At 57.1% G+C, this 19,946-nt stretch carries 16 protein-coding genes and 1 pseudogene; 14 read left to right on the top strand and 3 right to left on the bottom strand.

Features of this window, described 5'->3' with window-relative positions; genetic code table 11:
• Nucleotides 1-93: 93 nt before the first annotated feature.
• The 4 genes from lipB to CHU70_RS01130 all read left to right on the top strand — a co-directional run bounded on the left by lipB (nt 94) and on the right by CHU70_RS01130 (nt 4,725).
• The gene (lipB, locus tag CHU70_RS01145) at nt 94-897 is read left to right on the top strand and encodes a lipoyl(octanoyl) transferase LipB (protein WP_048732570.1); all 804 of its coding nucleotides are present in this window, start codon (nt 94-96) and stop codon (nt 895-897) included.
• Nucleotides 898-906: 9 nt separating this feature from the next.
• Entirely contained in the window at nt 907-1,965 is a 1,059-nt protein-coding gene (gene lipA / locus CHU70_RS01140; protein ID WP_088611599.1) for a lipoyl synthase, read from the top strand.
• 93 nt (nt 1,966-2,058) lie between these two features.
• A complete protein-coding gene (locus CHU70_RS01135; protein WP_049170211.1) occupies nt 2,059-2,838 on the top strand; it encodes a DUF4191 domain-containing protein in 780 nt (259 codons plus the stop codon).
• A gap of 267 nt (nt 2,839-3,105) precedes the next feature.
• Nucleotides 3,106-4,725: an aspartate:alanine exchanger family transporter gene (locus tag CHU70_RS01130; protein ID WP_172954657.1), complete on the top strand. Its 1,620-nt coding sequence runs from the start codon at nt 3,106-3,108 to the stop codon at nt 4,723-4,725.
• A 2-nt stretch (nt 4,726-4,727) separates the two neighbouring features.
• On the opposite strand, the gene CHU70_RS01125 is transcribed toward CHU70_RS01130, so the two are convergent.
• Nucleotides 4,728-5,246: an RDD family protein gene (locus CHU70_RS01125; RefSeq protein WP_016423046.1), complete on the bottom strand. Its 519-nt coding sequence runs from the start codon at nt 5,244-5,246 to the stop codon at nt 4,728-4,730.
• 404 nt (nt 5,247-5,650) lie between these two features.
• Here CHU70_RS01125 and glnA (CHU70_RS01120) point away from each other — a divergent pair, with 404 nt between their 5' ends.
• The 6 genes from glnA (CHU70_RS01120) to CHU70_RS01095 all read left to right on the top strand — a co-directional run bounded on the left by glnA (CHU70_RS01120) (nt 5,651) and on the right by CHU70_RS01095 (nt 12,417).
• Nucleotides 5,651-7,087: a type I glutamate--ammonia ligase gene (gene glnA, locus CHU70_RS01120; protein ID WP_048732575.1), complete on the top strand. Its 1,437-nt coding sequence runs from the start codon at nt 5,651-5,653 to the stop codon at nt 7,085-7,087.
• Nucleotides 7,088-8,045: 958 nt separating this feature from the next.
• A complete protein-coding gene (locus CHU70_RS01115) occupies nt 8,046-9,218 on the top strand; it encodes a tyramine oxidase subunit B (protein WP_049170206.1) in 1,173 nt (390 codons plus the stop codon).
• A 72-nt stretch (nt 9,219-9,290) separates the two neighbouring features.
• Complete coding sequence (glnA, locus tag CHU70_RS01110; protein WP_049170204.1) at nt 9,291-10,748, top strand: type I glutamate--ammonia ligase; 1,458 nt, start codon at nt 9,291-9,293, stop codon at nt 10,746-10,748.
• Nucleotides 10,749-10,910: 162 nt separating this feature from the next.
• On the top strand, nt 10,911-11,105 hold the full coding sequence (locus CHU70_RS01105) for a PspC domain-containing protein (protein ID WP_048732581.1): 195 nt from the start codon (nt 10,911-10,913) through the stop codon (nt 11,103-11,105).
• A gap of 52 nt (nt 11,106-11,157) precedes the next feature.
• Nucleotides 11,158-11,448, top strand: coding sequence for a PspC domain-containing protein (locus CHU70_RS01100; RefSeq protein ID WP_016423051.1), 291 nt, complete (start codon nt 11,158-11,160; stop codon nt 11,446-11,448).
• A 309-nt stretch (nt 11,449-11,757) separates the two neighbouring features.
• Nucleotides 11,758-12,417 (top strand): hypothetical protein, encoded by a 660-nt coding sequence (locus CHU70_RS01095; protein WP_069359206.1) that lies wholly within the window; start codon nt 11,758-11,760, stop codon nt 12,415-12,417.
• 86 nt (nt 12,418-12,503) lie between these two features.
• On the opposite strand, the gene CHU70_RS01090 is transcribed toward CHU70_RS01095, so the two are convergent.
• Both CHU70_RS01090 and CHU70_RS01085 read right to left on the bottom strand, forming a co-directional pair.
• The gene (locus CHU70_RS01090; RefSeq protein ID WP_049192898.1) at nt 12,504-13,121 is read right to left on the bottom strand and encodes a DNA-3-methyladenine glycosylase I; all 618 of its coding nucleotides are present in this window, start codon (nt 13,119-13,121) and stop codon (nt 12,504-12,506) included.
• A gap of 52 nt (nt 13,122-13,173) precedes the next feature.
• A complete protein-coding gene (locus CHU70_RS01085) occupies nt 13,174-14,091 on the bottom strand; it encodes a 2-dehydropantoate 2-reductase (protein WP_049192897.1) in 918 nt (305 codons plus the stop codon).
• Between the two features lie 261 nt (nt 14,092-14,352).
• On the opposite strand from CHU70_RS01085, the gene CHU70_RS01080 reads away from it, so the two are divergent.
• The 4 genes and pseudogenes from CHU70_RS01080 to ptsP all read left to right on the top strand — a co-directional run bounded on the left by CHU70_RS01080 (nt 14,353) and on the right by ptsP (nt 19,563).
• Complete coding sequence (locus tag CHU70_RS01080; protein ID WP_147719373.1) at nt 14,353-16,473, top strand: glucose PTS transporter subunit IIA; 2,121 nt, start codon at nt 14,353-14,355, stop codon at nt 16,471-16,473.
• 41 nt (nt 16,474-16,514) lie between these two features.
• Nucleotides 16,515-17,354: pseudogene (locus CHU70_RS11330) on the top strand (PRD domain-containing protein); the annotation flags it as partial.
• A 162-nt stretch (nt 17,355-17,516) separates the two neighbouring features.
• Nucleotides 17,517-17,783, top strand: coding sequence for an HPr family phosphocarrier protein (locus CHU70_RS11325; RefSeq protein WP_224433282.1), 267 nt, complete (start codon nt 17,517-17,519; stop codon nt 17,781-17,783).
• Nucleotides 17,784-17,871: 88 nt separating this feature from the next.
• Nucleotides 17,872-19,563: a phosphoenolpyruvate--protein phosphotransferase gene (gene ptsP, locus CHU70_RS01070; RefSeq protein ID WP_070862918.1), complete on the top strand. Its 1,692-nt coding sequence runs from the start codon at nt 17,872-17,874 to the stop codon at nt 19,561-19,563.
• The last annotated feature ends 383 nt before the right edge of the window (nt 19,564-19,946 follow it).

The following is a 19,946-nucleotide window of genomic DNA, read 5'->3' as shown; positions in this document are numbered from 1 at the left end:
TTTTACGTCTGGCGCTATCCAAGTAAGTTTGGCGCTATCCAAGTAACAAGTAATCTGAGGCCTACAGAATTTCGGCGTATCCTATAGGCCACCATGACTGCCCCAAGAAAACCTTTTACTCGCGCAGATAAATCCATTCGGGAATCAAGCTCCGACATCGAGATTCAACATCTCGGCCTTGTCGACTACGAAGAGACCTGGCACCTACAGGCAGACCTTGCTGCCAAGCGTGCGAAAGACCTAATTCCAGATCAGGTTCTCGTGCTTGAGCACCCGAGTCTTTACACAGCAGGAAAGCGCACCCAGCCGGAGGACCGTCCTACCAATGGGTTGCCGGTCGTCGATGTCGACCGCGGTGGCCGCATCACCTGGCACGGCCCGGGCCAGCTTGTGATGTATCCCATCATCAAGCTCGCTCAGCCGGTCGATGTGGTGGACTACGTCCGCAGACTGGAAGAAGCCCTCATTCAAACCGTTCGCCGAGCCGGCATCGCGGCTGCTGGCCGCATCGATGGCCGCTCGGGGGTATGGGTTCCCGCATCAAACGGACTGAGCGACCGAAAGATTGCGGCACTGGGAATCCGCGTGACCCATGGTGTAACCATGCACGGACTCAGTCTGAACTGCGACAACTCTATGGAGTTCTACAACTACATCATCCCGTGTGGCATCTCCGACGCTGGAGTGACCACCCTATCCCGGGAGCTTGACCGAGATGTTAGCGTGTCAGAGATGACAGAGTCGCTTCTGGCAGATTTGCAAGATGCTTTGGAAGGCCGTTTGACCGTTGCCGACCATTCCTTCGGCTCCGCGCCCGACCCCACGAAGGACCTGCCACACCGGGTGAAGCACAACTCCACCACCGGCATATTCGAGTACTCATCAACAAAAGAGTAGGATGAAACTGTGACTGTTAAGCCAGAAGGACGTAAGTTACTGCGCGTCGAGGCACGAAATGCCGAGACCCCTATCGAGAACAAGCCCCGGTGGATTCGCAACCAGGTTCGTCCGGGCCCCAGCTACAAGGACATGAAAAACCGTGTCTCGGGTGCCTCTTTGCACACGGTCTGTCAGGAGGCTGGCTGCCCGAACATTCACGAATGTTGGGAAGACCGCGAGGCCACCTTCCTCATCGGCGGCGATAAGTGCACCCGCCGCTGCGACTTCTGCCAGATTAACTCAGCCAAGCCCGACCCATTGGATAAGGATGAGCCACGTCGTGTTGCGGAATCCGTCCGCGAGATGGGTCTTCGTTACGCCACTATCACCGGTGTCGCCCGCGACGATCTGCCCGACGGTGCATCCTGGCTCTACGCTGAGACCTGCCGTCAGATCCACGAACTCAACCCGAATACCGGAGTCGAGCTCCTTGTCGATGACTTCCGTGGCGACGAATCTGCAGCACAGCAGGTATTCGACGCCAAGCCCGAGGTTTTCGCCCACAACGTGGAAACGGTGCCGCGTATCTTCAAGCGCATCCGTCCCGCATTCCGCTACGAGCGTTCCTTGGAACTCATCACTCGCGCTCGCGAAGCTGGACTGGTTACCAAGTCCAACCTCATCCTGGGCATGGGCGAAACCTATGACGAGATCATCTCCGCTATGCAGGATTTGCACGATGCCGGCTGCGATATTCTGACGATTACTCAATACCTCCGCCCCACTCCACTGCACCATCCAATTGAACGTTGGGTTAAGCCAGAGGAGTTCGTCAAGCTCTCCAAGACCGCTGAAGAGATGGGCTTTGCCGGCGTCATGTCCGGCCCGCTGGTCCGCTCTTCCTACCGCGCTGGACGGCTCTACGCCCGCGCACTGGCGCACCGCGGTCAGGAGCTGCCTGCGCATCTGTCCGCGCTTGCCGACGAAAACGACAACAACCTCGCACTTCAGGAAGCCTCGACTCTGCTTGACCGCTATGGCGCATCGGAGGATACGCCAGTCACTTCGGCTATTCCGGCTTCCTAGAGGCTGACGGCCGCAGCGCCGTCGTAAAGCGAAACGGCGCTACGGCGCGGTCTATTGCCTAAAACTACATCGCATGCCCTAAAGTTGGTGATTATGGCGACCAATGATGCGAAAGAAATGAAGAAGGCGAACCGCGCCGCCAAGCGCGCTCAGCGTAAGCAGACTCGTAGCCAGATGTGGCAGGCGTTTAAGCTGCAGCGCTCGCGGGACAACAAGCTCGTGCCTTACATGGCACTGGGCTTCTTCGGTCCGATCATCCTGCTGTTACTGATTGGTCTGCTCATTGGTGGAGTCTGGCCCTGGATTCTGACGATTATTGGTATTTCGATCGGCTTTATGGTCGCGATGTACATCTTCTCTAAGCGTCTTGAGGCGTCCTTCTACACAGAGGCGGAAGGCCAGGCCGGCGCTGCGGCGTGGACGCTGGACAATATGCGTCAGGGCGTTGGCTATGTCTGGCACGTCAAGACCGGTGTTGTCGCTAATCAGCACATGGATGCTGTTCACCGTGTTATTGGTAACGCCGGTGTTGTGCTGGTCGGTGAAGGTGATCCGAACCGCGTCAAGCAGATGATTGCTCGTGAGAAGAAGTCGCTGGCACGCATTGCGGGCGAAGCTCCGATTTACGACATGATTGCTGGTAGCGACGAGGGCCAGGTCCCGCCGAAGAAGCTGCAGCGCGAACTCATGCGTTTGCCGCGCAACCTGAATAAGGATCAGGCCAACGCTCTGAATGAGCGCATCCAGTCGATGGACCGTATTCGCGATGCGCGCGCGAACATGCCCAAGGGTCCAATGCCGAAGGGCGCTAACCCACAGGCCGGCATGAACCGTCGTGCGCGCCGTGCCGCCAATCGCGGCAAGAAGCACTAGAGGTTTTAGCTAGGTTTCACCAGGGTCGGTTGCTCGGGCAACCCGCCGAGGGGCAATCTAGGTTGAAGCAGAAAAAAGGGGCTTTCGGGCCCCCTTTTTTTGTGCTTTAAAGCTTTAAAACGAAGACTAAAGCCATGACTTCAAACACAGTTATTGATGTCTTGTTGAAGTGATTGCTCTCACTTATCACGCTGTCAGCAAAGGTCATATCCTTGCTGGAAACAATGCTTAATGAAGATTACTGCTAGTTGTGCCACCATGGGATATGTGCAACTCTTGGCTGAAAATGAACTCTTAGCGCTTCTAGTGATTTTGTTTCTTGGCCTGGCAATTGGCCAGATCAAGATCTTCGGCTTCAAGCTTGGCGTGGCTGCCGTCCTCTTCGTCGGCCTTATCCTCGCGACTATTGAGCCGGAAATTCAAATCTCCCCGTTGATTTACATCGTGGGCCTGGCATTATTCGTCTACACCATCGGGCTGGAGGCGGGCCCCGAGTTCTTCAGCTCGTTACGCTCGCGCGGCATCAAGCACAACCTGTTCGGCATTGGTGTGCTCGCAGTTGTCACCATCGAGTCTTTCCTGCTGATCAAGTTTTTGCCTATCGATCCGGTGGAAGGCGCAGGCGCCTTCACAGGCGCCCTGACCAACACCCCGGCTATGGCAGCAATCGTCGATGCTCTTCCTAGCCTCATTTCGGATAAGGGCGAGCTGGCCGCTGCGCACGATATGCCGGTGATTGGTTACTCCCTGGCCTACCCAATCGGCGTGCTGGCAGTGATTGCTTCTATCGGTATTATGTCGAAGGTCTTCCGCGTCGATCACGACCAGGAAGCTATTGACGCAGGTGTTGCCGCGCTTCCGCTGCATACTCGGGACATCAAGATTCTCAAGGACGACCTGCCTTCCATCACTGACCTTCCGTCGAAGTTCGGTTTGGACATTACGGTTTCACGCATTGAGTACAAGGGCCACCTCTACATTCCGTCTCCGGGTGACACTGTCTCCGTCGGCGATATTATTTCCGTCGTCGGTACAGAGGAAGAAATTGCTCGTGCCGCCGAGTACATTGGCGAGCTTATGCCGGGTGATCCGACACACGACGGTCGCCTGGACTTCCGTCGCATCTTCGTCTCTGCATCTGACGTGGTCGGTGTACCCATTGCGGAACTTCAGACTCGCATGGACGGCATAATCATTACGCGTATTCGCCGCGGCGACCACGACATCGTCGCAGAGCCAAACATGCGCCTAGAGCTTGGTGATCGCGTCCGCGTAGTTGCACCGCCAGAGAAAATCAAGGACGCAACAAAGTTCTTCGGCGACTCCTACAAGAAGCTTTCCGACGTCAACCTCTTGCCCCTCACCCTTGGGCTTACGCTGGGTGTCTTGGTGGGTCTCATCAAGATTCCGCTTCCGGGCGGCAGCTCGCTCGCCCTGGGATCCGCTGGTGGTCCACTGGTTGTGGCGCTGATTCTGGGTGCTGTCGGTCGCACTGGCCCGTTGGTCTGGCCTATCCCCTACTCGGCCAACCTGGCGTTCCGCACCATGGGTCTAGCACTGTTCCTGGCAGGTATCGGCACCACTGCCGGTAAGGGATTCCAGGCTGCGTTGTCTGACCCGGCATCACTGACAGTTCTGGGTCTTGCCGCCATCATCGCGTTTAGCTCCGCACTGTTGACCCTCATTGTCGGTCACCGTGTGCTGAAGATTCCATTCGGCCAAACTGCGGGTATCCTCTCGGGCTTGCAGACTCACCCGGCAGTGCTCTCATACGTCAACGACCAGGCCAAGAACGAGTTGCCGGCAATGGGATACACAACGGTGTATCCAATGGCCATGATCATGAAGATTATTCTCGCCCAGGTCCTGGTTGTGTTGGTGCTATAGCGCTAACCCAAAATGACGGCCGTGCCAGTGGCACGGTCGTGCATGCCGCGCATATCCGAGTCGGTGATTGCTGGCGGCAGCAAGAAAAGAGTAAGCAAGCTGCGGAAGAAGGCACGAACAAAGCCAACTCGCTCGCCGGGCTTGTCCACGCGAGCGACACCCATCTTCATCATCCACTGGCCCGGAGTGCGGGCGAACAGCCAAACCGACACCGTGCCAATAATGAGGAAGACAACTGGCGAATAGGTCGCAAGGAATGACTGCCAGGCGATAAACGAATCCCCGAACTGGTCAATCTGCGCCTCGCTCGGGCCGAAGAACATCGAAAAAGCGCCGGCAATCATCAAGGAAATAATCCAGTCAATGAGAATGCCGCCGACGCGACGCATCAACGTCGCTTGCGATCCTGGGCCATCGGGGGCAAGACCCAATGCCTGGCCGGGATAGTCCGAGAGCTTGTCCGGATTATCGAACTCTCCCGGAATCTGAGGGCCATCTAGCCAACTGTGCTTTTCTTCCATGGGTTCATAGTCTAGTGCAGCAATCCGGCTATCAAATCACGGGCTGGGACAGCCATTCAGCGCGTGCGGGGGTAATCCGGGGGCGATGTTGCGTCGCCTTTTCCATTTTCTTATCAGCATGGGAGCTAAAGGCTCGTCGTAAAGCGTGTGTGACATGAATGCGCAGTATATTGCCGTGTTTCCATAAACAGATAATCCGCTCCCTATTTGCGTAACCCATTCCGTATTGGCGAATTCCTCACGCGCCATGCCAGAAATTCGTGGTTCTAATTCCAGAATGAATGCGTGGTTCGTTAAGCTTGAAGGCGTCAACCGGCCAGTCCTTGACAGCGTGGCAGGTGCACGAAACAGCGTGCAAGAATTCCCTGCTGCGTACTAAACAAGGCCAACTAAGGAGACCGCACATGTCCTTCAAAACTCCCGAGGAAGTAGTCGCGTATATCAAGGAAGAGGGCGTCGAGTTCGTAGACGTCCGCTTCACGGATGTTCCCGGCATCGAGCAGCACTTCACCATCCCGGCATCCGCATTTGACGAGGACGCGATGGCCGAAGGCCTGGCATTCGACGGTTCCTCGATTCGTGGTTTCACTTCCATCGACGAGTCCGACATGGCACTGCTGCCCGACCTGAGCACCGCGCGCATTGACCCGTTCCGCAAGGCAAAGACTCTGAACGTCAAGTTCTTCGTCCACGATCCGTTTACCCTCGAGCCGTTCTCCCGCGACCCGCGTAACGTCGCGAAGAAGGCGGAGGAATACCTCATCTCTACCGGCATCGCCGACACCTGCTTCTTCGGCGCTGAGGCGGAGTTTTACATCTTCGACAACGTCAAGTTCGAGACCGACACCAACCGCGGCTTCTACGAAGTTGATTCCATCGAAGGCTGGTGGAACCGCGGCAAGGACCAGAACCCGGACGGCTCTGCAAACCTGGGTTACAAGACCCGTCTGAAGGGCGGCTACTTCCCTACCGCTCCGTACGACCACTACCAGGACCTGCGCGACAAGATGTGCCTGAAGCTCGCTGACGCCGGCTTCGACCTGGAGCGCGCCCACCACGAGGTCGGCACTGGTGGCCAGCAGGAGATCAACTACAAGTTCAACACGATGTTGCACGCTGCAGACGACCTGCAGACCTTCAAGTACATCATCAAGAACACCGCCTGGGAAGAGGGCAAGTCCGTCACCTTTATGCCGAAGCCGCTGGCTGGCGACAACGGCTCGGGCATGCACGCTCACCAGTCGCTATGGAAGGACGGCAAGCCGCTGTTCCACGATGAGGCCGGTTACGCAGGCCTGTCGGACATCGCTCGCTGGTACATCGGCGGCATCCTGCACCACGCAGGTGCGGTACTGGCCTTCACCAACCCGACCCTGAACTCCTACCACCGCCTGGTCAAGGGCTTCGAGGCTCCGATTAACCTGGTCTACTCGCAGCGCAATCGCTCTGCCGCTGTTCGCATTCCGATCACCGGCTCCAACCCGAAGGCAAAGCGCATCGAGTTCCGCGCCCCGGACCCGTCGGGCAACCCGTACCTTGGCTTCGCTGCCATGATGATGGCCGGACTGGACGGCGTGAAGAACCGCATCGAGCCGCACGCTCCGGTCGACAAGGACCTCTACGAGCTCCCGCCGGAGGAAGCCGCCGACATCCCACAGGCTCCGACCTCTCTCGAGGCCGCGCTCGAGGCCCTGCGCAACGACCACGAGTTCCTGCTCGAGGGCGATGTCTTCACCGAGGACCTCATCCAGACCTACATCGACTACAAGTACGAAAACGAGATCGAACCGGTTCGCCTGCGCCCGACTCCGCAGGAATACGAAATGTACTACGACTGCTAAAGTTTTCGCTTCACGACGGCCACAGCAAGCACCCCCCCCCATTGCTCCTCATGGCCGCCCAACGAGCTTGTTAGATGCCGCCTGACCACAGTTAATGTGGTCAGGCGGTTTTTCATTGCGGTCATGCTGGCTGCGGGCGCCTGGGCCCGCATACGCGCGCGTATGTGAGCACGAATTTGTGCGCGGTTCCGGGCCACTCCCCTGAACAGGGTCATACACCACCACAAAAGGGCCGCGACCCCTGCACGAGTAGAGTTGCACACTCTCCGCCCCAGTCTTATCGATGCAATATTCACTTGTCGATGCGCTATAGCGTGGCCATAAGTGAACAGCGCATCGACAAGTGACAGGGTGGGGAGGATACCGTGCGCATAAGTGCCGGACAGCCGTCGATAAGTGACGAAAAATCGTCGATAAGTCAAGGAAAATCATCGATAGTGCCAGAAAACTGGCCATAAGTGCGAGGGGCGCTAGGGACAACACGAGGGACGGATGCGAGGGACACCGCAAGGGGGCGGACACCAAGAGCGGATGGGGCATGCTGCGAAGGTAGGACGCCAGGCAATCACGCCCGTTGAACCAGAAATGTGTCGCAACTTAATGACATGTGACAAAGTTCATAAACATTGATGCGTGGGAGGATAATTCACTCATCTGTAATCGTTCTCAAAAAGTATCAATTGTGCATGTCGAAGTAGTTATTACGGGCAACTTATTGACGGAAGTTGGGCTCTGTCGCTGTGACCGTCGTAAAGCGGGAATGTCGTGCTGAAAACTGCGTAAACGCCCCTACGCTGTGGTTTTTCCGTATGGTGGTACGCCATACCCCTCGGAAATGGCGACTCGAGAGCCCACGCCGAGGCGATTTGATTGATTCTGGAGAGCATGCATCTGGAATAACTTAAGCCCAGCCGCCGCATAGGGTGGCCGATGAACATTAAGAAGGATTTGAGCATTCTTGACTAACGAAAACGCTGCCAACCCAGAAAACTCAACTCGCATTGATTTTCTCTACCTCAGCGAACCTGACATGGTTGAAGCTGGTGTCACGGATTTCGCCAAGTGTGTTGAGACCATGGAAGAAACCCTGATTCTGCTGGCCGACGGCGACTACCGGATGGCCGGCGCTTCCGCTAACTCCCACGGTGCCCAGATCAACTTCCCGGATAACCCAATCCATGAGGGTATGCCGGCAAATGGCCCTGACCGTCGTTTCATGGCAATGCCCGCTTACCTCGGTGGTCGCTTCAACGGCGCAGGTGTGAAGTGGTACGGCTCCAATGCCGATAACCGCCAGAACGACCTGCCACGTTCGATCCACCTGTTCATTCTCAACGATGCAATTACGGGTGCCCCGAAGGCTGTCATGTCGGCAAACCTCCTGTCGGCCTACCGCACTGGCGCTGTTCCGGGTGTCGGCGTCAAGCACCTTGCCGTCGAAGACGCCGAGGTCGTTGGCATCATTGGCCCGGGTGTTATGAGCCGCACCATTCTCGGCTCCGCTATGTCGCAGCGTCCGAGCATTAAGAAGGTTAAGGTCAAGGGCCGCTCCCAGGCTTCGACCCAGAAGGCTGTGGATTGGATTAAGAACGAGTTCCCGCAGCTGGAAGAGGTCCGTATCGTCGAGACCGAAGAAGAGGCCATCCGCGACTCCGACATCCTCATCGCCGGCACCTCGACTTCCTCCGATGGCCCGTCCGGTTTCCCGTACTTCAAGAAGGAGTACCTGAAGCCCGGCGCGCTGCTGCTCATGCCAGCCGCTGCACGCCTCGACGACGACTTCGTGCGTTCCGACGACTGCAACCTCGTCGTTGACTACACCGGCCTGTACGAAGAGTGGTTCAACGAGAACGGCCCAGACGTGACCTATGAGCGCTTGCTCGGTATTCCGGGTAACCGCTGGTGGGACATGAAGGAAGAGGGCACTCTTCCCGCCGAGAAGCTTGTCAACATCGGCGATATCGCTTCCGGTAAGGCCCCGGGTCGCCAGAACGACGAGGAAATCTTCTGCTACTCCATCGGAGGCATGCCAGTCGAGGACGTCGCCTGGGCCACCGATGTCTACGACAACGCCCTGGCAAAGGGCATCGGCACCAAGCTGAACCTGTGGGATGTTCCGCTGCTGAAGTAATAGTGACCAGTAAGTTCGACAACACGATTAGTAAGCTCAACAAGCTAGACGCGAAGTAGGCGAGTTTTACCAATGGGTAAGTTCAAACCCAGCAGTGACCAGACAACTCCGGAAGGAATCCAACGATACATCCGGGACAATGACATTCGCTGGGTAGACGTCCAGTTCACCGACGTTCCCGGCATCGAACAGCACCTAACCGTTCCGGTATCCGAGTTTGATGAGGACTCCGCTTACGAGGGCCTTGCCTTCGACGGATCGTCCATTGCGGGTTACACCTCGGTGGATAACTCCGACATGATGCTGCTGCCCGACCTGGACACGGCTTTCATCGACCCGTTCCGCAAATCGAAGACGCTGAACATGAAGTTCTTCGTCCATGACCCGCACACCCGCGAGCCATTTAGCCGCGACCCGCGCAATATTGCCCGTAAGGCCGAGAACTACCTGAACGAACTGGGCTTCGCCGATACCTGTAATTTTGGCGCTGAGGCAGAGTTCTACATCTTCGACTCCGTCCGCTACGACTCCAGTTCAAACAAGTCATTCCACGAGGTGGATTCGGTTGAGGGCTGGTGGAACTCCGGGGTGAAGGTAAACCCGGACGGATCGCGCAACCTCGGCCACAAGGTGCGTACCAAGGGCGGCTACTTCCCTACTGCTCCGTATGACCACATGCAGGATCTTCGTGACGAAATCGGCGAGCACCTGCAGGATGTTGGCTTCCATGTTGAGCGCTCCCACCACGAGATGGGTTCGGGCGGTCAGCAGGAGATTAACTATCGTTTCAATACTCTGCTGCACGCCGCCGATGACATGCAGACTTTCAAGTACGTGGTGAAGAACACCGCCAAGTTCAACCAGAAGTCCGCTACCTTCATGCCGAAGCCGTTGGCCGGCGATGGCGGCTCTGGTATGCACATCCACCAGTCACTGTGGAAGGATGGCAAGCCACTATTCCACGATGAGAACGGCTACGGTGGCCTGTCCGACATGGCGCGCTACTACATTGGCGGCATCCTGAAGCACGCCGGTGCAGTCCTGGCTTTCACCAACCCGACGATGAACAGCTACCACCGCCTGGTTCCGGGATTCGAGGCTCCCGTCAACTTGGTCTACAGCCAGGAGAACCGCTCGGCCGCCATCCGAATCCCGATTACCGGCGCAAACCCGAAGGCCAAGCGCATCGAGTTCCGCGCTCCGGACCCGTCGGGCAACCCGTACTTGGCTTTCACCGCCGCAATGATGGCTGGTCTCGACGGCATCAAGAACCGTATCGAGCCTGGCAAGCCGATTGACAAGGATCTCTACGAGCTGCCACCAGAGGAACTCAAGGACGTCCCCACCGTCCCGCATTCGCTGGAGGGTGCGCTGAAGGCGCTGGAGGAGGACCACGAGTTCCTGCTCGCCGGCGATGTCTTCACACAGGATCTCATCGACGCGCATATCCGCTACAAGTTCGATCAGGAGATTATGCCGGCACGTCTGCGCCCGACGACGCAGGAGTTCGAGCTCTACTACGACTGCTAGCATTCGCCCCGTAAAGCTCGCTTAACGACGCCCACACCGCTACCCCACCTAACCGTATTGGGGTAGCGGTGTTTTTAGCTGGGACACGCTGTTTTTAGTCGGCACATTTAGTAGAGCTAGCACCACTGCGAACTAAACGGATTGGGGCTACCCTTGATTGTTATGAACAACAAGTCACTGACCCGTTCCACCAATAACAAAATGGTTGCCGGTGTGCTCGGTGGGTTCGCTGAGTATTTCAACTGGGATGCGACTTTGCTGCGCGTTATATTTGTCGCGTCTTTCCTGATGCCTGGTCCGCAGTTTCTTCTCTATCTCGCAGCATGGATCATCATGCCGAAGGAAACTTACGTATAAGCGCGGTCGACCGAAAAATACCTAAATAGCCATACCTTGGAGTATTTATCTAATGAGCGACGCCGCTCCCGAAAAACCCACCAAGAAAATTTACCGCTCGCGTAATGACCGCCTCCTCGGTGGCGTCCTCGCAGGAATCGCGGAAAGCCAAGGCTGGGATATCACTTTCACACGAATGGTCTACATCATCCTTCCCTGCGTTGGATCGATGATTGGCTGGAAGATTGGCGCTGGGTTCCTAGCTCTTTACCTCTTGGCCTGGTTCGTCCTGCCAGATGGCGAGTACACGCTTGACGACGATGCTCGCGGCTCCAACCCCGCAGGGAAAGAAAATAAGCAATAAACGTCAAGCTTAATAAGATTGATACCTTTCCGTTACTCGCAACGCCCTCACCAGCACTATTCCAATTTCGCAATCACGCAAATTCGGTAACAAATAGAGCATAGAGCGCACAGATTCGCGCCATTTGACTTGCACAGGCCCCAGAATTACCTAGTGTTCTTTCTGTACGGCTTTGAAGCCACACCATCTTCGAATGTCCGATATTCAAAAGAATTGTCAATTTCTCTTTGAATTTAATTCGGACAAATAGTGGAAGATGCCAATAATTGAATAGGTAACTTAGTTAGCTCTCAAGAAAGTGGTTTTGAAATGCAGAACAAGAAGATGACCCGTATCGCTACCGCAATCGTTGGCTCCGCCGCTCTTCTCGGCGGCCTGGCTGCATGTTCTTCCGATGACGCACAGGATGCTGCTAACAACGCCAAGGATCAGGCGGGCCAGGTAGCAACCGACGCCACTGATAAGGCTGGCGACGCTATGGACGGAGCTAAGGACAAGGCTGGCGAGGCTGCTGATGGCGCTAAGGACAAGGCTGGCGAGGCTGCTGATGGCGCTAAGGACAAGGCTAACGAGGCTATGAACGGTCTGGGGCTGGGCGACGCTGCTGGCGAGGATGTGGCAGAGGCTGACCTGCCTGAGTCCATCACCGAGGCAGCTTCTTCCTTCACCTCCCCGTACGATTCTGAGGCTGGCGAGTTCAAGTCCGCTAAGAAGGTCGGCGACGCGGTTGCCGCTGAATACGAGAACGTCACCTTCGTTGAGTCCCCAGAGACTAATGGTGCACAGCCGCTGATCGGTAAGATTCGCGAGACCTGGGTTGCCAACGGTGCACTGGAAAACGAGATTGGTCTGCCGACCGCACCGGAGTCGGAGATTGAAAACGGCTGGGAGCAGCCGTTCACTAAGGACACCATGAAGTGGACCTCTGAGGACGGCCAGAACTACTCCGACTCCTACGAGAACAAGTAGTTCGACACGAACCGAAAGATTTTGAGCGTGCCGGTTGGCACGCTCTTTTTCTTTCCCCCTAACTAGTCAAGCTCCTCTTCCCCCCCCTAGTCAAAAACGCCAGAGGCACCGCGCCGATGTGCGCCAACAATGTTGATATCGACAATCCCCACGGCAGCCATTGATGCAAAGACCGTGGTGGGGCCTACGAACTTAAAACCAGCTTTCTTCAATGCCTTGGCAAGCGCCTCGGACTCCTCGGAGAAGCTGGGCACCTCTTCGATTGAACGTGGCTCGGGAGACTTCTCCGGTTTAAACGACCACATCAACTCGGCTAAGCCGCCGTTTTCACGCAAGGCAATAGTCGCGGCGGCGTTATTGATTACCGCGGTAATCTTCCTGTGATTCCGAATGATTCGTTCATCATTCATCAATCTTTCGACATCTTCGTCATCGAAATCAGCAACCGCATCGGGGTCGAAGTTCGCGAAGGCTTCCTGAAACGCGGGCCGCTTCTTCAGCACTGTCTCCCACGACAACCCCGCCTGAAATACCTCCAGGCTGAGCCGTTCGAATAGTCCTTGCTCATCGCGCACCGGCATCCCCCACTCGGTGTCGTAGTACTCTCTCAGCAGCTCACTGTGAGCAGCCCATGCCGGTCGAGCCAATCCATCCTCACCGATGATGAGCCCATTGTTTTCCGTGTAGTCCGATCCAATTTTCATCAGTCTTTCCAATCCCCCAATTCCGGTTTGACTTAGCTGAGCACCGCAGCTCTTAATTCATATGCTTGTGTTGACGCCCAACCAGAGCGCCATACACCAGATCCAGCGTCGGCGTTTCCACTTTCGCCTTCTGCCCCATCCGGCGGATCGCGCCAATCTGGGCATCGAGCTCATTGGTAAGTCCCGCGGTGTAGTCGCGCTGCATCGACGAGGTGTTGTCGTACCCTTGATCATCAGTAAAGGCCAAGGTCCGCGACACGATGTCCTCTGGCAGCGCAACGCCGCAGGCTCGACCGACTGCCTCGGTTTCTTCAAACATCCGCGTCAAGCTGTCGCGCATTTCCGAACGCAAGTAACCAATCGGACTATCAGCCAGGGCACCTAGGGCACCGAGGTTAGCCACGAACATCGCTTTTGCCCAGATATCGACCCAGATATCCGGGAGCTGTTCGCCACCGAGCCCAGCCATGTGCAATGCCTCGATAACTGCCCCGACCAGGTCATTAGTGGAGTCATCGAATGTGCCGATGTTCAGGCTCATCGGTCCTGGTCGGAAGGTGACTTCTGCCGGGCCAGTGTGGATAAAGAAACCGCGGATAACACCCGGGAACACCTTGTCTTCACCGAACCGCCCCGCTGCCAAATAAGGGATTTCCACCGAGTTATGGGTGGTCACCACTGCTGCACCAGCCGGAACTTGCGGGAAAGGATCGTTGCCCGGCAGCGCCTTGGTTGCCGCAATCACAACATCGACGTCGACGCCATCGGCAGTGAGTTCACCCCAATTGTCGGCTGCTTTGACGGGGATAATGCTGCGTTCCCCGTGCTCGTCGATAAGCGTGAGCCCCACCTCACGAAGACGTGTCAGGGTCTCGCCGCGGGCGAGAAAGACGACATCATAACCCGCTTGCACGAGGCGACCGCCAAACCAGCCGCCGACAGCTCCTACACCTAAAACTCCAATCCTCATAGCTGCCACCTTACGACTTCCGCACTGAGCGCGAAATAGGTTGCATGCGGTTGTCCACAGACAATCCAGGCTATCCCCAAATGTGAAATTTGAGCTTGAATTACTACCTTGTCAAAACTATGTAAAGCGGAGTAGGGTCGAAGTTAATAGATATCAACCCAGGGTTGTTACTCTTTTGAGGCAAGACCTGAGGCCCACAGTTTGTGGTGCCTCGGGTCTTTTTGCGTTTAACGGCCCTGCTTACTGTGAAGGAAGGTCACGATGGGGTCGTCAAAAGATTCCAGCGCGAGGGCAATAGTTGAAAACCTCGGTGGACCCGGAAACATCACAAGCATGACGCACTGTGCGACGCGTCTGCGTTTTGAACTCGGTGATGTCTCCAAGATTAACGAGGACAAGATTGACAAGGTGCCGGGCGTACTCGGTGTCGTTCACCAGGGCGATAACCGCTACCAGGTCATCTGTGGCGGTGGCGTCGAATCGATGTACACGGCAATTAAGCATCTACCGGAAATGAAGGGCGCCGGCGCAGTCGCCACTAAGTCCGACGCAGACGTTAAGGCAGAAGCTCGCTCGAAGGCACGCGGCAAGTACTCCTGGTTGGACAACTTCTTCGAGTACCTCTCCGATTCGTTCCGCCCAATCCTGGGTGTGCTGTTGGGCGCATCGCTGATTATCGCTATTGCCGCGGTTCTCGACGGTCTGAACATCGTCGACTTCCGCGCTGAGGATAAGTCCGCTACTTGGATTTTCGTCGATGCCATGTGGCGCAGCGTCTTCTACTTCCTGCCAATCATGGTCGCCTACAACGCAGCGAAGAAGCTGCGGGTAGATCCATGGCTGGGCGCAGCCATCATGGCTGCCCTAATGACGCCGGAGTTTATGAGTCTGCAGGATACCGATCGCTTCTCGGACACCATCAAGACAGTCAACGAGGAACTCGGTACCGAAACTTTCACCGCCAACATCTTCGGCCTGCCAATGCAGCTCAATGATTACGGCGGACAGGTCTTTGTACCGCTGATCATGGTCGCCATCCTGGCAGTGGTCTACCACGGTTTGAAGAAGGTCTTCCCGGAGAATGTGCAGATGGTCTTCGTGCCGTTTATCTCCATGTTGATTATGATTCCGCTGACCGCTTTCCTCATCGGCCCACTGGGAATCTGGCTGGGTAACGGCATCGGCTCCGGCCTGGCATGGATGAACTCGAACGCACCGTTTGTGTTCGCAATTCTCATCCCGATGCTCTACCCGTTCCTGGTGCCACTGGGTCTGCACTGGCCACTGAATGCGCTGATGCTGGTCAATATCCAGACTCTCGGCTACGACTTCATCCAAGGCCCGATGGGTGCCTGGAACTTCGCCTGCTTCGGAGCAACTGCCGGTGTGCTGGTTCTTTCCATGCGCGACCACGACACTCAGATGCGCCAAACTGCAACGGGTGCACTCGCTGCCGGTCTCTTCGGTGGTATCTCCGAGCCGTCCCTCTACGGTATTCACCTGCGCTTCAAGCGGATCTACCCGCGCATGCTGCTCGGCTGTTTCGCCGGCGGTCTGACTATCGCCATCCTGTCGGCTCCGTTCGGTGGTGTGACAACCAACGCCTTCGTCTTCACCTCCCTCATCACCACTGTCGTGTTCAAACCGATGTGGGTCTACCTGATTTCCGTCGCCGTGGCATTCTTCGTCGCCATGTTCGCCATCATTCTCACCGACTACCGCACGCCGGAAGAGAAGGCTGAGGCCGAGGCCGCACGCGCCGCAGAGCTTGACGACGAACCCAGCGACGCCACCCCACACGCTGCCACCAGTGGCTCCGATTCGGCTCCAGCTGAGGCTTCCGGTGACGCTGGTACCAACGCCGAGGCTGCCGCACCGGCTGCTGCGGCAGCTGGCGCCGGTGGTGTCGCAACTGCCGTTGATACCAAGCCTGTACAGGTGCAGGCCCCGGTTGCCGGTGAGGTTGTCAGCCTTGCCGAGGCCGGCGACGCGGTCTTTGCCTCCGGTGCTCTCGGTGACGGTGTCGGTATCAAGCCAACCAGTTCTACCGTGGTCGCACCCGTATCGGGCACGTTGATGACTGTGGCAAAGACCGGTCACGCCTTCGGTATTAAGACCGATGACGGTGTAGAGGTACTCGTCCACGTCGGTATCGACACAGTCAAGATGGCCGGTGAAGGCTTCGATGTCCAGGTTTCCAAGAAGCAGCACGTCGAGGCCGGCGATGTACTTGCCGAGGTCGATTTCGACAAGGTCAAGGAAGCTGGTTACCCAACCACGACACTGATGACCATCACCAATACCAAGAAGCTGACCGAGGTTTCCCCGGTCACCGGCATCTCCGTCCAAGCCGGCGACACGGTCATCGAAGTTCAGCCATAATTGATTTCTAGAAGGCATACCGGCCTGAAATCCCTCAACTTATGGAGGAGTTCACGGTTACCGACATGGAAATCCTGAGAGTATTCAATAACAACGTGGTCCTGGCCAAGGACGCGACCGGCGAGAAAATCATCACCGGCCGCGGCATTGGCTTCAAGGCCCGCCCGGGGCAGCCGGTTGATTCGAGCAAAGTTGTTCGCATCTTTGTCCCAGCGGAAGGCCGTGATCCGGACCATATTGCCACGATGCTCACAGAAATTCCGCTGGCTCACATGACTCTTGTGACCGATGCGGTAACCGCAGCCGGCCTGCCGGAATCGATGACGAAGAACGCTTCCCTCCTTGTGGCGTTAGCCGATCACATTGGTTTCGCCATCATGAGGGCAGCTAACGGGCAGCGAGCAGATTACCCGCTGCTCGCGGAAGTCAGCCAACTTTATAGTGAAGAATACGCGCAGGCGCAGGCGATTTTGTCGCATATCAATCACGCTCTCAATGACCGTCGTATAGCACCATTGCCCCGTTCCGAAGCAGTGGCTATTACGTTGCACCTGGTCAACGCCGGGTTTGCCACGGGTGATTTGAGCTTCACCTACACCATGACGGGCGTGCTGCAGCAGCTGCTCACAATCATTGAAAGTGATTTTGGTATCACGCTGGAGCCAGAGACTGTCAATGTAGGGCGCTTCATCACGCACCTGCGCTACTTGTTCGTCCGGATTGCCAAGCATGAGCAGTTGAAAGATCACTCCTCCGCTATTGGCCAGGCCATCCGTGACTCCGCCCCAGAGGCGTTTCGCTGCGCACAGCGTATCTCCGCAGTCATTGAACTGCGTCTGGGGTCGGGGCTGACGGAAGACGAAGTTTCCTACCTCACCCTGCACATTGCACGCATTGTGCAGGCAGCGGCTGTATCTCCCACCGCCTCCAGGGTTTCCCGGAGCGTGCGCGACGTTGATGCTAAGCAAGCACCAGCGGTGGGGTGTACAGGCACTGTGCCTGAGTCAGAAAATTTCACATATTCGACCCGAAAGGATTCAACCATGATTACTCGTACCGCTACCATCGGTTCCTCCGTAGGCCTGCACGCTCGCCCGGCTTCCCTGTTCACTCAGGCTGCTGCTGAGTACGACTACGACATTGTCATTTCCCTTGACGACGAAGAGGCCGATGCCGCCTCGATCCTGGAGGTCATGACCCTCGGCGCTAAGCACGGCGACGAAGTCACGCTGAGCTGCGAGGACGACTCCGCAGCTGCAGCTCTGGACGAGCTTGCAGCCATGCTCGAGCGCGACCTTGATGCCGAGTAAGCCCAGCTAGAACGCTCCTGGATAACACCACGGCACACCACGACCGACGAGTATCCCCGCAGAGGTCCCGAAAAGGAGATCGGAAGCAATGAACGAGCAGCACACTGTCATCTATGGCATCGGTGTCTCGACCGGTACGGCCAGCGCTGAAGTAGTAAAGGTACTCCCCGCCCCGGGAGTTGATACTCAAGAGCCGTCGTCGACCGATCCCGTCGCCGATGGTGAGCGCGTCCGCGCGGCGATGGCCAACGTCGCAGAGTCGCTGAAGAAGCAGGCTGAGCACTCCAGCCCGCAGGCACGCCCGATTCTGGAGGCCACTGCGCAACTGGCTTCCGATAGGGCGCTCGCCAAGGCCGTGGTGAAGAAACTCAAGGCAGGCTCCGGCATCACCCAGGCCGTTCACGATGCCGTTGAAGACTACGCGCAGCTCCTAACCAGTCTCGGTGGCTACATGGCTGAACGTGTCACCGACCTCTACGATGTTCGCGACCGCACAATTTGCGAGCTGCGTGGCCTGCCAAAACCGGGCGTCCCGGATGTTTCCACCCCAACTATTCTGCTTGCCGACGATCTCGCGCCCGCCGAAACCGTGGGTCTTGACCCCGAGTTTGTCGTAGGCATTGCCACCGCCGGTGGCGGGCCGACCAGTCACACGGCTATCCTCGCAGCACAGCTGGGCATTCCAGCCGTCGTTAAGGCGAAGGGCGTCATGGAACTCGAGGCCGGTACCTTCGTCGCCATTGACGGCGGCGCCGGTGAGGTAATTGCGAATCCGACCGCCGATGAGGTCGCCGCGTTAGAAGAGCGCGCTCGACGCCGGGAAGCAGCCCTGGCACAGTCTGTGGGCGCAGGCAAGACCGCTGATGGGTACCCCGTGAATCTGCTGGCCAACATTGGTACGGCGGAAGATGGTGAGTCTGCAGCAGCGCAAGATAATGAGGGCACCGGCCTGTTCCGTACTGAGTTCCTTTTCCTCGACCGCGACAAGGCTCCGAGTTTGGAGGAACAAACGGAAACCTACACTCGTGTGCTGAAGGCATTCGGTGAGCGACGCGTGGTTGTGCGCACGCTGGATGCGGGTGCGGATAAGCCGCTGAGCTTTGCCGACCTAGGCGAGGAAGAAAACCCGGCGCTGGGTCGCCGCGGACTGCGCCTGTCGCAGGTTCGGGAAGATTTGCTGGATACGCAGCTGGATGCACTCGCCGCTGCGTTTGACGCCACCGGCCGTAAGGCTGACCTGCGGGTTATGGCTCCGATGATCGCAACGGTCGAAGAAACAAAGTGGTTTGCAGACAAGGCACGGGAGCGTGGCCTGCCGAAGGTCGGCATCATGATTGAGGTCCCCGCAGCAGCAATTCGCGCGAAGCAGCTGCTGTCCATTGTGGACTTTGCCTCCATTGGTACTAACGACTTGTCGCAGTACACTATGGCGGCCGACCGTATGCAGGGGGCTCTGGCGGATCTCCTATCGCCATGGCAGCCGGCTGTGCTGCAAATGATTAAGTCCGCATGCAAGGGCGGCAATGCTACCGGCAAGCCCATTAGTGTCTGCGGTGAAGCCGGCGGTGACCCGCTGCTGGCACTGGTCCTGGTGGGCCTCGGCGTGAGCTCGCTGTCCATGGCTTCCAAGAAGGTGCCGGCCGTCCGCGCCGCTCTCCGCCTCCACGACCGCGCTACCTGCCAGCAGATGGCAGCATACGCTGTCGATGCCGAAACTGCGGCCGATGCGAAGGCCGCAGTGACCGCGCTGGTGGATCCGAAGGTGAAGGATCTGCTGTAGAGCGACGGAATTAGCACTAAGCCTGGCGTACACACGCTGTCAGCGTAAACGTGTGCGCCAGGCTCTTTCTCTTATGTTCGCTGCCCCATCACAGGCAGCAAATTTTCTGGGAAATTTCTTGATTTTCTCTCTCTCGAACGCCCCATTAGGATAAATAGAGTGCCTTCGTCGGCACCACCAACGCCGTCGAAGCCCCTTAATAATTCCAATAAAGACGGCTCATACAAGCCGCAACTTAATTCACGCATCAGGCTCCACCCAGCCCGTGAAAATTCACAATTTCACATTAAGAGTGTCAGTTTTCGACATCGTGGCCTTTCATCTACATGGGCACACGAACTGCAATTGCGCTGTTGTAACGGGCGTTTGCGCCACCGCAGCAC

It is taken from the genome of Corynebacterium sp. LK10 (assembly GCF_008042455.1).
In the GTDB taxonomy this organism is placed as follows: Bacteria; Actinomycetota; Actinomycetes; order Mycobacteriales; family Mycobacteriaceae; genus Corynebacterium; species Corynebacterium jeikeium_D.
The sequence above is the reverse complement of the archived record's forward strand: the minus strand, read 5'-3'. Positions and strand labels throughout refer to the sequence as shown.